This is a genomic window from Pseudomonas arsenicoxydans (genome assembly GCF_900103875.1).
GTDB classification, from domain to species: Bacteria; Pseudomonadota; Gammaproteobacteria; order Pseudomonadales; family Pseudomonadaceae; genus Aquipseudomonas; species Aquipseudomonas arsenicoxydans.
In genome coordinates, this window is sequence record NZ_LT629705.1 from 3178262 (window position 1) to 3190959 (window position 12698).

A 12698-nucleotide genomic window follows, 5' to 3' on the forward strand; every position below is an offset into this window, starting at 1 on the left:
CTCCTAAGGTGTAGACGCACTAGGCAACGGACTGCTCGGCGAGAAAGGCTGCGATCTCATTGACTGTGCTGCGTGCTGTGCGTGTTACGCCGATCAAGGTGGCAGAAGCTGCACCTGTCCACTCGCCATAGCCTACCAGCCATAGCCTTGGTTCTTGGGTCGAGTGGGTACCTTCGACTTCAACGCGGCCCTCGGTATTGATCACCCCTAGCGTATCCAGATGCTGTAGGGCTGGTCTGAATCCGGTGCACCAAATCACCACATCCACCGCAGATTCGGAACTGTCGAGCCAAATCAAGCCGTTGCGAGTGAAACGTTCAAAAGGGCGTACAGACTTGAGGGCGTCGCGCTCACGGGCTTCGACAACTGGCGGCACCATGACAATGTCACCCAGTCCACCAACAGGCTGCTCAATGACGCGCCCCTCCAGTTGGGCTTTCCAGCGCTCGGTTGCGCGCTCGAACAGTACCCGCCCATCCACTTCGTCCGGTAAAAACAATGGTTCGACGGGGGTCACCCAGGTGGTCTCGGCGACCTTGGAAACCTCGGCCAAAATCTGTGCCCCTGAATTACCGCCACCCACCACCAACACCTTCTTGCCCTCGAACGGTTGGGCGTCGACATAGTGCGCGGAGTGCAACTGCCGACCGGCGAATAAATCGGCACCTGAGTAGTGAGGGATGTAGGGATTGCTCCAGGTGCCTGTAGCGCTGACCACAACCCTGGCATCCCAATGCCTGTCGTCAGAACGAACCCGTAAACCAGACGCCATATGCTCCACAGAAGTGACCCGAACCGGGCGCTCGACAGGAAATTGATAGCGCTGCTCGTACTGGTTGAGATAACCGATCACATGGTTGCGCGAAGGGTAACCCTCTTGCGTGGGGGGCATCATCCAGCCAGGGATCGAACTCCAAGTCGCCGGGGAGAATAGACGTAGCGAATTCCAGCCGTGTCGCCAGGCACCACCGGGTTCTTCCTCCGCATCGAGGATAACGAATGAAAGTTGAGTTCGGCGTAGGAAATACGCTACCGCCAAGGCTGACTGGCCCCCACCGATAATGACTACGTCTAGCTGGCCACTGAGCGAATGAGTCATCGGAATGAACCCTGGATCGATGCAAGAGGGTCATTGTAGCGATTCAGTTATGACTTCAACTGATCTAGCTCAGATTAAGAGGGGATGACTATCACCGTCTATTGCCTCGCTCTCCATGTCCTCAATTGGTCTTCGCAGGTCAAGGTTTGATAGTCAAATGATTGCCTTCGACTTTAAGACGACCTTCGTTCTGCATGCGTCTCAACGCCCTATATAGAGCTTCGTGAGTCAAGCCCAGATCTTTTGCCCAAGACTTGCGCGACTGACTGAGCGTCACGACGCCGTCGGAACCTTCGGTTTCAATGTAATGGGTGATACGGTCAGTCGCGCTATGCAGGCACAGCCTTTCGCATTGAGCGCGTAGCTTTTGGATTTCCTTGGTTAGTTCTGACTGCCAGGCTTTGCGAAATGCAGGCACATCTTCCAAGGCCGCGCGAAACGCTACGACTGGAAACAGCAGCAAAGTGGTGGACTCGGTAGCTATAGCGTCACAGTGGTAAGCGCGGCTGTCGAGACTGGCCTCCGCAATGAAGCCTCCGCATGAGCGTTGCAAGACCACTTCGAGGCCATTGCGGCCTAGTCGAACCAGGCGTGCATCGCCAGAGATCACAAGATAAACATGACGAATCGGATCTCCAATCAGAAAAAGCGTCTCGCGAGTATCGGTATCCACCTGCTTGGCCGACACACGCAGTGTCTCTGGGATGAGAGCAACTGATGGTTGGGCGGCGATCAAAGCCGGCCAGTCCAATGCGTCATTTACTTTCTTCATATGATTCGGATCATACCCATGGACGGTCGTCACATCATAGGATCGATTTAACGTCAATTCGGAGAAAAATCATGCGCAAAATCGCTATTACTTTGGGCGTCATCGTTGCTTTCGCCGGAAGCGCTTTTGCCCAAACTATGGATCACTCTAAAATGAACCAAGCCGCTCATATGACGACGATAGCCGACGCGCAGCGCGAAGCAGAAGTATCCCAACGCGGCGAAGAGGTAATGCCATTTAGCCTAGCAGCAACGACCCACATTTTTACGAAAAACGCCGAAGGCGGGATGCAGCAGGTTGTGGTCAAGAAATCCACTGACGCCGACCAAGTGAAGTTAGTTCGCGAGCACCTGCAAGAGATCCGCAAGCAGTTTCTGAATGGCGACTTCTCAGGCCCTTCCCGCATCCATGGCGACGACATGCCAGGTCTCGCCGATCTAAAAACCGCCAAACCAGGACAAATCTCTATCGTTTACCAGGATGTTGAGGGCGGCGCAGAGCTGATCTACAACACGTCGGATGCCAGCTTGGTGACGGCCTTGCACAAGTGGTTTGACGCCCAACTCTCCGACCATGGTAAGGATGCTATGGAAGGGCATTCCAAGTAGACGAGAAAGCCCTACGGAATTTCAAAGACTGTCAAAGCACGACACTCAGCAACCATCCGGCTGCACCACCACCGATCACCACTAACCATGGCGGTTGCTTCCAAAACATCAGACCGATTAGGCACACCAATGCCAAACCGAAGTCCTGTGGCTTAAGGATCGCGCTCGTCCATACAGGCTGATAAAGCGCTGCCAGAAGCAAACCAACCACCGACGCATTGATCCCAAGCAACGCAGCTTGGATGTGTACGCTGCGTCGCAGCTGCTCCCAAAACGGTAAGGTACCAACGATCAACAGAAACGACGGCAGAAAAATGGCTAGCAAACAAATCAACCCGCCGACCCAGCCAGAGGGCTCGGCGCTCATCGAAGCACCAAGAAATGCAGAGAACGTCAAAAGCGGCCCAGGAACAGCCTGTGTCGCACCATACCCGGCAAGAAAGGTTTCATTGCTGACCCAGCCTGAGGGCACTACTTCTGCCTGCAACAATGGCAACACCACATGACCTCCACCAAATACCAGAGACCCGGCGCGATAAAATGCATCTACCATGGAGAGCGTCTGATTGAGTAGCATCTGGCTCATTATCGGTAAGCCGACCAGCAAAGCGAAAAACAGTGATAACCAGAACAAACCTGCTCGGTAACCGACCTTTATGGGCAGTGGATCATGTTCGGCGGCGCGAGCTGGTTTGAATAAAAGCAAGCCGGCAAAAGCAGCTATAGCAATTGAGCCGATCTGCCCCCATGCAGACGGAACCAACAGCACCACACACGTCGTAATCGCCATGATCGTGATACGCAACGCATCTGGGCATAGATTCCGTGCCATTCCCCATACGGCTTGAGCGACCACCGCAACGGCCACGACTTTCAGGCCGTGCAGTACGCCAGGCGCGATGATATCGCCATAGTTGGAAATACCTAACGCAAACAGGATCAGAAGGATGGCCGAGGGCAACGTGAAACCCGCCCAGGCGGCCAGCGCCCCAGAGTAGCCCGAACGAGAGAGTCCCAGCGCCATACCAACCTGACTACTCGCGGGGCCCGGCAAGAACTGGCAAAGCGCAACCAAGTCAGCATAGCTACGCTCAGTGAGCCATTGCCGGCGCGTGACGAACTCATCGCGGAAATACCCCAAGTGTGCGATGGGGCCGCCAAATGAAGTCAGTCCCAGGCGCAAAAAGATGAGGAATATAAAAAACGGTCGACGGTCACCCTTGCTGTTTATGTTCATGCACATGCGTTCCGCATTTAATTAGACATTTATGACGATGAGGAAAAGAAGACTGCAAACGGATCTGCGTCTACGAAAGCCGAGGGCGGAAAAAAGGTCGCGAATCGTCATGTCATGGTATTCCCTCGCGATTTGCGCCGCGTAGACTAGGGCTCGGTTGAGATACACCTCGAATCTGGGCGCCATCATAGCGCTCGATTGCGGTGTCAAAACTCAATAAGCCAGTCCATACGAACTCGTTGTACCTTGAAAGTCTTACAGTCAGTGCTATAGGATGAAAAAAGGAGATGGCATTCCTCCTTTAACCGCCTTTGTGCTGATGATGCCTACGTGAACCCTCGACAGGGTGCGTAGGTGTATCCGCTTCCTGTCCCCAATCTAGGACAGGATTATGATCCTACTACCCCAGTCGCCACTTCCTTGTTGTGCTTACCTGCTACCTGTTTGGTCTAGGTCTGACGGGGTGAGCCCACCATGCTGAAATCACTTGTAGTTATCGCTGTTGGCGCGTCACTTGGTGCCTGGTTGCGCTGGCTCTTGGGCATGAAGCTAAACGCCCTGTTCCCAACAATCCCCCCTGGCACTGTGGTTGCGAACATGATTGGGGGCTACATCATCGGCTTAGCTATCGCGTTTTTGGCCGCATCCCCCACTCTGAGTCCTGAGTGGCGTCTACTGATCATCACGGGTTTCTGTGGCGGACTTACCACCTTTTCTACATTTTCGGCAGAAACAGTTGCCCTGATTCAGGAAGGCAGACTGCTCTGGGCGCTCGGCTCAGTTTCATTACACGTTGTGGGTTCGCTAGTGATGACGGCTGCCGGGCTTCTGTCCTATCAAATGATCGGCACGCGCTGAGGAGATGAAAATGAAAGGTTTTCTAGTGATTTTCTTTACCCAACAGAACCGTCGTTATCAGGGAAAGATGCTTGGCGACTGGATTGTTGATTTGGCGAAGGACATGGGGTTGCGTGGTGCGACCCTGTCTACGGGCATTGAGGGTTTTGGGCACACTGGTCGGCTGCACTCCTCGCACTTTTTTGAGCTGGCGGATCAGCCTACCGAGATTCGCATGGCTATCACCGAGGACGAGTCCGAAAGGTTGTTCAAGCGATTGGAGCTTGAGGAAATCTCGGTGTTTTACATAAAGACACCAATTGAGATGGGCGTCGTCGGCAAAAAAACCACCTAGTTCGGTCTCCTTTCATAAGCTAAAGCTTCAGGCATCCTTGCAATGGGCGCTGATCCTGTAACACGATTTTACATTTTGGCCACGGCTAGCTAAGATCGACCGACTGGAGATGGCATTCCTCCATTAACCAACCGCTGTGCCCGTAGCAGCTGATGATGCCTACAGAAACCTGATCAAACCAGGTCTGTAGGCGATCGCGCTCAAAATCCTTTTTTGGTCAGGCCCACTTACTTTTCGTGGCTGGCCAAATGTCTAAATTTCGACGACCGGAACAACTCGACTTACTGCCCTATATAGCGAAATGGCTTGCGCTTGCAGGTCTTGTAGCTCTTTTGGCAGGCTCTGCCTCTGCGTTATTCCTCCTTTCTTTGGATCACGCCACCCAGTGGCGAGAAACCCATCCCTGGGTGATCTGGCTCCTGCCAGTGGCTGGCTTTGCCGTGGGACTTGCGTATCACTTGATAGGCAAACCCGTTGATGCCGGAAACAACCTGATCATCAATGAGATCCACGATCCTAAGAAGATCGTGCCTTTGCGCATGGTGCCGATGGTGCTGATCGGAACCGTGGTTTCCCACCTCTTCGGTGCATCTGTGGGACGTGAGGGTGCGGCGGTGCAAATGGGCGGCGCTCTTGCCGATCAACTGACGCATGTCTTCCGGCTACGTCGCGAAGATCGTCGAGTGATTCTCATGGCCGGCATCAGCGCTGGTTTTGCGTCCGCCTTTGGCACCCCCCTCGCTGGAGCTTTGTTCGGACTTGAAGTGCTGGCCATCGGACGTATGCGTTACGACGCGCTTTTCCCTTGCGTGGTTGCGGCAATCGTTGCTGACCAGGTTGGGCAAGCCTGGGGAGTGGTTCATACGCATTACGTCATTGGCGAAGTGGTTCCGGTGCAGCTGTGGAGCGTCATGGCTTTGGTGGCAGCTGGGATTGTCTTTGGCCTTACGGGCCTGCTATTTGCGACGGCCACCCATAAGCTCGGAGCTTTCGTTAAACGACTTATCTCCTATTCGCCATTACGACCCTTCGCTGGCGGCCTTCTGATCGCAGTCGCGGTGTGGGCGCTCGGTAGTATTCACATGGTTAATGACGTTCCCGAATCGCTCCTTGGAGAAGATCAATGAAAACGCAAATCCAGGCTATTCACGCACGTGAAATTCTCGATTCACGCGGTAACCCTACCGTTGAAGTCGACGTCACCTTGGAGTCCGGAGCTCGGGGCCGGGCATCGGTTCCATCCGGTGCGTCTACAGGCGTTCACGAAGCAGTTGAGTTGCGTGACGAAGATACACAGCGGTATTCCGGCAAAGGAGTGTTGAAGGCCGTTAGCAATGTGAATACCGAGATACTTGAGTCTCTGAGAGACCAGGATGCAACTGATCAGGAACAGGTAGATCATCTGATGATTAAGTTGGATGGAACATCTGATAAATCCAGGCTTGGAGGAAACGCTATCTTGGGCGTCAGCCTCGCCGTTGCAAGGGCAGCGGCTTCTGCCATGAACGTGCCGTTGTTCCAATACCTCGGCGGTGACCAGGCAGCAAGAATGCCCGTTCCGATGTTCAATATTCTCAATGGCGGTGTTCATGCCAACTGGCAAGGCCCTGACTTTCAGGAATTCATGATTGCACCTACAGGGGCTGGCAGTTTCAAGGAAGCCTTGCGATGGGGCGCTGAGGTGTACCACGAGCTGAAAAAGGTGCTTAAGGACGCCGGCTATTCAACAGCGGTCGGAGATGAGGGCGGCTTTGCGCCGGCACTCAAGAAAAACTCAGACGCCATTGAGCTGATCATTCAGGCAATTGAAAGGGCTGGTTACACCCCTGGATCTCAGATCGAGATCGCTATCGATCCAGCATCCAGCGGTTTTTATGAAAACGGTCTTTACCATCTACGCTCGGAAGGTCGCAAAGTCGATGCCGAAGAGCTGATTAGCCTCTATTCCTCATGGGTCGATAAGTACCCAATTGCGGTACTGGAAGATGGACTCGCGGAAGATGATTGGTCGGGCTGGAAGCAATTGAATGCTGCGCTGGGTGACCGTATAGAGTTGGTTGGAGATGACCTATTTGTCACCAACGTCGAACGGATTCAGCGAGGAATCGCAGAAAACGTCGCCAATGCCGTACTGATCAAACCCAATCAAATCGGAACCCTGACTGAGACCAAAGCCGCCATCGAAATGGCCTACGGGGCAAATTGGGGAGCGATGGTTTCTCATCGTAGCGGGGATACGGTTGACAGCTTCATCGCTGACCTGACTGTCGCCATGGGGACTGGCCATCTCAAGACAGGAGCTCCATGCCGGGGGGAGCGGGTCGAGAAATACAATCAGTTTCTGCGAATAGAAGAGCATCTGGGAAGCCGTGCCATTTATGCAGGACATGATGCGTTTATGCGGTGATAGCCACCGATTTGCTGTCAACCAGATTGAAACGAGAGAGACGTAATGACCCCGTCCGAGAAGCTAGTCGACTGGAACAGGAAATGGAGAATCCAGAGCGGCATTGTCATTTGTAGAAAGTGCGCGGCGCAGCAGCCCGAGACATTGAGTAATCAACCGTTCGCCCACGGCTCTGGCTGTGGGGAGGTCAGCTCGCAATTTTCGCAACCTTGGACTGACTTGGATGCGATCAGAAAGTCATTCGTCTTATAGCCGGTAAATCTGTTGGTTTGGTCAGCGTAAATAATCGAATCACGTTTATCCGTAGGCAAAAACGTCAGCGGCCTTAGCCTTTCATAGAAGCTTGGAGATATGAGCATGAGCTACACGGACATTCCAGCTGGTAACGCGATTCCCGATGACTTTTTTACCGTTATCGAGATTCCTGCAAACCACTCGCCGATCAAGTACGAGGTGGATAAGCCAAGTGGGCAGATCTTCGTCGACCGCTTCCTCAGCACACCGATGTTCTACCCGGCCAACTACGGGTTCATTCCAAATACGTTGAGCGATGATGGCGACCCCTTGGACGTTCTGGTGATTTGCCCTTATCCGGTATCGCCAGGCGTTGTCATTCGTAGTCGCCCAGTTGGTGTGATGTACATGACCGACGAAGCCGGAGCGGATGCCAAGGTGATCGCAGTGCCTCATGAAAAACTCAACTCGATGTACAGCGACGTAAAGGAGTGCTCAGACCTCCCTGCGTTACTCCTCGCACAGATCCAGCACTTCTTCGAAAACTACAAGGCACTGGAGCCGGGTAAGTGGGTGAAGATGGGGCGTTGGGGGAGCGCGGAAGAGGCGCGGGAAGAGATTCGTAAGTCGGTAGCGGCGTATATCCCCAAATAGCTCTTCGGCCAGATTGACTGCGTCAGCCGGGATTAGGTACTGAGGGGCTAGTGATTTGTGATTGGCCTCTCAGTCGCTTGGAACATCAAATGTTCAGGGAAACACACGCATGGAAAAATGGGTGGCTTATGCCTTCATCTCAATGTTTTTTTGCCGGGTTCACTTCTGTGATCGCCAAGATGAGACTCGCAGGCATTACAGCTGAGCTTGGTCTAACAGCTCCCACCCTGTTCGTGTGTGCCTTTGTACTCGTATTCGCGGCCTGAGCTGTTCCGACACAGGAAGTGGCCAACATCACAAGCCGAAATCTGTATTGGCTAGGACTGTCTGGCGTTACCACTGCCTTGTCGTGGATCTTCTACTACAAGGCACTGAAGGTAGGGGATGTCGCCACGGTGGCACTGATCGATAAAGGCAGCGTGGTCGTTGCCATGCTGCTCGCCGGTCTGGTGCTTCGAGAGGTCATCACGTTACGCATGATCGCCGGTGCAGGCCTGATCGTGGCAGGGCTGCTGGTCATAGCCAAAAAGCCATGACACGGTTGAACGTCGATCAGCTCGAAGGGGACGGATGAACCTCGTGAGTAAAACTTCGTACGGCTCGTGCCAGAGCCATAGTGGGACATGGTTGAGGCTGATCTTAGCCTGGGACAATAACTGTTACAGGCTATTTGCCCAGCCATATTGATAAACCTCGGATGTTAAAATAATTGCTTTAGATCAAAGCACAAGGACACTGATGACTCACAGTAGAACTCCCGCAGAAACCCCTAGAGCAGCCGCGATTCTGGCTCGCTTCTTATCGTCGGAATCCGCTGGCGGTCTTGTACTGATGGGCGCAGCACTCGCGGCCCTAATTGTCGCCAATGCGCCTCTCTCGCAAGGTTATTTTGCAGCCTTGCACAGTGTCTGGTTGGGGATGTCTGTCGAGCATTGGGTCAATGATGGCCTGATGGCGATCTTCTTCCTGATGGTCGGCCTCGAAATCAAACGAGAGGTGCTGGCCGGTGGGCTTTCCACTTGGGGCCAGCGCGCCTTGCCGGGGTTTGGTGCTTTGGGCGGCATGGTTGTTCCTGCGCTGATCTACATTGCAATCAATTGGGGTAATTCTGAGACCCTGAAAGGGTGGGCTATCCCAGCCGCAACCGATATCGCATTCGCTTTGGGCGTCCTATCGCTGCTGGGTAAGCGAGTCCCGACTTCGCTGAAGGTATTCCTCGCCGCCTTGGCGATCATTGACGACCTGGGTGCTGTGGTCATCATCGCCTTTTTCTACACCACTGGCCTTTCCATGCCGATGTTGCTGGCCTCGCTTGCGACCCTGGTTATTCTGATCGCAATGAATCGACTGGGCGTAAGACGGTTGTTCCCGTATCTCCTGGTCGGGGGCGTGTTGTGGTTCTTCGTACTGCAATCGGGCGTACACGCCACGCTGGCGGGTGTCGCTGTGGCACTGTGCATTCCCATGGGCAGGCCCGAGGAAGAAGCCCGATCTCCACTGCTCTTTCTCGAAGAGAAACTGCACTTATGGGTGGCGTTCGCTGTGGTGCCAATTTTTGGCTTCGCCAACGCGGGTGTTTCATTGGCTGGTATTTCGATGGAGAACCTGGTCGATCCGGTTCCGCTGGGCGTAGCTCTGGGTCTGTTGGTGGGCAAGCAGGTCGGTATTTTCCTATTGGCTGCTCTGGCCATTCGCATGGGCTTGGCCAAGCTGCCGGAAGGGAGTACCTGGATACAGCTCTACGGCGTAGCACTGTTGTGCGGCATTGGCTTCACCATGAGTCTATTCATTGGCAATCTGGCGTTCGCCGGATCAGCTCTTTTGATTGATGAAGTCAAAGTCGGTGTATTGATCGGATCGATTCTGGCTGCAATTGGCGGTGTCCTGATTTTGCGCCGCAGCAGTGTCCCTGCCACTGCCGCTCTAGCCAGATAAAGCTCGTTTGGGATGACCACAGAGTTTCTTGCAGGGGCGGCACCGATGACCAGTAGATCAATGGCGTGTTCTAGTCATCTCCACTTAACCTTGTCGGACTTCAGCTTGGACTGTGAAGCCTGAAAAGAGAAGCATGCTTCGTGTTAGTGAGTGGAAAGCGAAATATGGCTGCTCTGGGTGCGTAATCGCATGAATTTGACCACCCATTTGCATTCGACACTGACCAGTGTTTTGCATCGGATTTGAACAGACCTCCTAATGGGCACGACCGGCCAAAACCAACCCAGACTGTGTGAAATCGCTTGCAGTTGTCTACCCTTCTAGTCGTCGAACTGGTATCTGGGGCTATCATGAAACGACTCATTGAAGGTGAGGCCTGCATGCAAGTGACGCGAGTTGCAACCGATGTGTGAATTGCTGGCCATGAGCAGCCTGTTGCCTACGCAACTGACGCACTCGCTCGCCGCTCTGGCAGCGCATGCCGGTGGCGAAAGTCACAATCGTGATGGCTGGGGTGTGGGGTTTTACCGGGGACGCGATGTTGCCCTGTTCAGGGAGCCTACTGCCGCCAGTGACAGCGAGTTGGTAAAACTCTTACAGAACCAAGGGCCCAGCACCAAGTTAATCGTTGCGCATCTGAGGCATGCTACTCAGGGGGCGGTCAACTTGGCCAATACGGGGCCATTTGCCCGTGAACTCAGGGGGCGTATGCGTATATTTGCCCATAATGGAAATCTGCGTGGCCTCGGTCTATCCGCCGAGTTCGACGGTGGCTGTTATCAGGCCATAGGGGAAAGCGATTCCGAACAGGCTTTTTGTGCGTTGCTGGCACGCCTGCAACTGATGGAGATGCAGTACCCGGAACTGCCCTCCCTGCATGAGCGCCTGTTCTTGATTGGCCGTTTTGCTGCTGATTTGCGTCGGCTTGGCCCGGCCAATTTTCTTTATAGCGATGGTGATGCGCTATTCGCTCACGCTGATCGACGTTTCAACGCGCTGAGCGGCAAGGTAGAGGCGCCAGCCCTGTACCACTGGCATTGCCCTGTCCCCCATACCTTGTTGCAGGATGAGGCAAGCGGCGAACAGCGGGTGAGCTTCATCGCAAGCGTGCCGCTCAGCGAAGACGACTGGCGGCCAATGGCGGAAGGCGAAGTGATCGCGCTGCACGACGGTGCAGTCGTCGAGACGTTATTGCTCGGCAAGGGCAAGAACGATTTGTAAAACGTCAGCAAGCGCAGATCAAACGCCGAGGTACAGCCGCAGATTTCCCTCGATCACGCGCAGCATGCACACAGCCCCAAGCTATTCGCCCCGCCTTTGCCATTAGCATTTGCCTGAACCTGGGGTTTGTATTGGTCGAGGGGGTCTATGGTTGGCAAGTGAATTCCCTGGCCTTGCTAGCGGATGCCAGGCATAACCTCAGTGATGTCGGTTGGCTGATTCTGGCCTGGCTGCACTGGCAGCTACCCGGCTACTACCGACGGCTGGCGGCGCGGCTCGATCCTCGCCAGCTTTATCAATGCCGTAATTTTGCTGGTGGCCATGGGCTCGCTCGGCTGGGAGTCTCTCCAGCGCTTGCAGACGCCAGTGCCTATACCGCCTAATTGGCTCAATTGAGAACGCCCCATAGGGCCCACACCTATTGCGGCTTGTGGTAGGCATTATTTGCCCTGCACTACTCGAACATGTGCATGGCTTATAGCTTTGTAGACGCGAATCGATCTTAAAAGCGGCCACCAGTCATATAGAAAAATCTGCAGCGGTCGCCACATTGCCACCCAGCCAACGATCATCAGACTTTCGCGCGCTATGCCGACTACGGCGCTAGCACTAAGTTGGCCGATGACATCGACTGCGATCAGGCAAAGGGTAACAAAGCCGATGCCGATCAACAGGCTAATGCGGCCCTCTCGAAGGAGGCGTTTCAACTCACTGCGCACGAGACCTGCTTTATGATCAAAGTAGTTGTGGATTGCCTCGACCATGATCGCACTTGGATCGCCTTCTTCTGGCAGGTGCTCAAGGTGGATTGTGATACGAAGCAGGCTGTCCGACGGAAACGCTGCTGCCCAGGTCTCGATGAACGCTTCAGCTTCGCGATCAAGATCCTTGTTAAGAAAAGGTGTTGGATCCATCGAGTTAAACAACTGTGCAAGTTCGCTTACCCGGAGTTGAAGGTGATGCTCATGGTGATGTTTTTTTTTCATGGCACTACTCGATTATCATGCATTGGCAGTTTCGATTCGCACGACTCGCTTGCACTGCGACTCTGTCCTTGCAAAGCGCACTGACCGCCGCTGGCATCACCCTCAAATTCCAACTTCAATTTACCCTACAGCCTGCCGGTGAACGACGGGCTAGAGAGGACGTGATTGGCGTGCGCGGATTGTCCGAGTAGGACATCCATGAACGAAAAATTGAGGTGAGATGTACTTAAACCTCAATGGAACAACTGCTTGCGACGCAGATGTCCTGATTTTCCTTTATCTCGGCATAACGACTATAGCTAGGACTCAGCAGCTCACGCTTCATGCTCCATTCAGGGGCCGCAGGTATTCGA

At 54.0% G+C, this 12698-nt stretch carries 14 protein-coding genes and 2 riboswitches; of the genes, 10 read left to right on the forward strand and 4 right to left on the reverse strand.

What is annotated here, in order from left to right:
- Positions 1-19 precede the first annotated feature (19 nt).
- Positions 20-1099 carry an ArsO family NAD(P)H-dependent flavin-containing monooxygenase gene (locus tag BLQ41_RS14840; RefSeq protein WP_090181975.1) on the reverse strand — a complete coding sequence of 360 codons (1080 nt, stop codon included), beginning with the start codon at positions 1097-1099 and terminating at the stop codon, positions 20-22.
- A 139-nt stretch (positions 1100-1238) separates the two neighbouring features.
- Positions 1239-1871 carry a Crp/Fnr family transcriptional regulator gene (locus BLQ41_RS14845; protein WP_090181976.1) on the reverse strand — a complete coding sequence of 211 codons (633 nt, stop codon included), beginning with the start codon at positions 1869-1871 and terminating at the stop codon, positions 1239-1241.
- Positions 1872-1942: 71 nt separating this feature from the next.
- Between BLQ41_RS14845 and BLQ41_RS14850 the strand changes: the two genes are divergently transcribed.
- Positions 1943-2479 (forward strand): aspartate carbamoyltransferase, encoded by a 537-nt coding sequence (locus tag BLQ41_RS14850; RefSeq protein ID WP_090181978.1) that lies wholly within the window; start codon positions 1943-1945, stop codon positions 2477-2479.
- Between the two features lie 31 nt (positions 2480-2510).
- Here BLQ41_RS14850 and chrA read toward each other — a convergent pair whose 3' ends face one another.
- A complete protein-coding gene (chrA, locus tag BLQ41_RS14855; protein WP_090188559.1) occupies positions 2511-3716 on the reverse strand; it encodes a chromate efflux transporter in 1206 nt (401 codons plus the stop codon).
- Positions 3717-3990: 274 nt separating this feature from the next.
- A riboswitch (Fluoride riboswitch) is annotated at positions 3991-4052 on the forward strand.
- A 138-nt stretch (positions 4053-4190) separates the two neighbouring features.
- On the opposite strand from chrA, the gene crcB reads away from it, so the two are divergent.
- The 9 genes from crcB to BLQ41_RS14905 all read left to right on the forward strand — a co-directional run bounded on the left by crcB (position 4191) and on the right by BLQ41_RS14905 (position 11742).
- Complete coding sequence (crcB, locus tag BLQ41_RS14860) at positions 4191-4574, forward strand: fluoride efflux transporter CrcB (protein ID WP_090181980.1); 384 nt, start codon at positions 4191-4193, stop codon at positions 4572-4574.
- A 10-nt stretch (positions 4575-4584) separates the two neighbouring features.
- On the forward strand, positions 4585-4908 hold the full coding sequence (locus BLQ41_RS14865; protein ID WP_090181982.1) for a DUF190 domain-containing protein: 324 nt from the start codon (positions 4585-4587) through the stop codon (positions 4906-4908).
- A gap of 96 nt (positions 4909-5004) precedes the next feature.
- Positions 5005-5077, forward strand: a riboswitch (Fluoride riboswitch).
- 79 nt (positions 5078-5156) lie between these two features.
- A complete protein-coding gene (locus BLQ41_RS14870) occupies positions 5157-6035 on the forward strand; it encodes a chloride channel protein (protein ID WP_231997103.1) in 879 nt (292 codons plus the stop codon).
- Entirely contained in the window at positions 6032-7315 is a 1284-nt protein-coding gene (eno, locus tag BLQ41_RS14875) for a phosphopyruvate hydratase (protein ID WP_090181984.1), read from the forward strand. Before BLQ41_RS14870 ends, eno begins: the two co-directional genes overlap by 4 nt.
- 357 nt (positions 7316-7672) lie before the next feature.
- On the forward strand, positions 7673-8203 hold the full coding sequence (gene ppa / locus BLQ41_RS14885) for an inorganic diphosphatase (RefSeq protein ID WP_090181988.1): 531 nt from the start codon (positions 7673-7675) through the stop codon (positions 8201-8203).
- A gap of 284 nt (positions 8204-8487) precedes the next feature.
- Positions 8488-8739, forward strand: coding sequence for an EamA family transporter (locus BLQ41_RS30880; RefSeq protein ID WP_231997104.1), 252 nt, complete (start codon positions 8488-8490; stop codon positions 8737-8739).
- 202 nt (positions 8740-8941) lie between these two features.
- On the forward strand, positions 8942-10138 hold the full coding sequence (gene nhaA / locus BLQ41_RS14895) for a Na+/H+ antiporter NhaA (RefSeq protein ID WP_090181989.1): 1197 nt from the start codon (positions 8942-8944) through the stop codon (positions 10136-10138).
- Between the two features lie 405 nt (positions 10139-10543).
- On the forward strand, positions 10544-11359 hold the full coding sequence (locus BLQ41_RS14900; RefSeq protein WP_090181991.1) for a class II glutamine amidotransferase: 816 nt from the start codon (positions 10544-10546) through the stop codon (positions 11357-11359).
- A 158-nt stretch (positions 11360-11517) separates the two neighbouring features.
- Positions 11518-11742 (forward strand): hypothetical protein, encoded by a 225-nt coding sequence (locus BLQ41_RS14905; protein WP_231997105.1) that lies wholly within the window; start codon positions 11518-11520, stop codon positions 11740-11742.
- 57 nt (positions 11743-11799) lie between these two features.
- On the opposite strand, the gene BLQ41_RS14910 is transcribed toward BLQ41_RS14905, so the two are convergent.
- Complete coding sequence (locus tag BLQ41_RS14910) at positions 11800-12345, reverse strand: hypothetical protein (RefSeq protein WP_090181992.1); 546 nt, start codon at positions 12343-12345, stop codon at positions 11800-11802.
- Between the last annotated feature and the right edge of the window lie 353 nt (positions 12346-12698).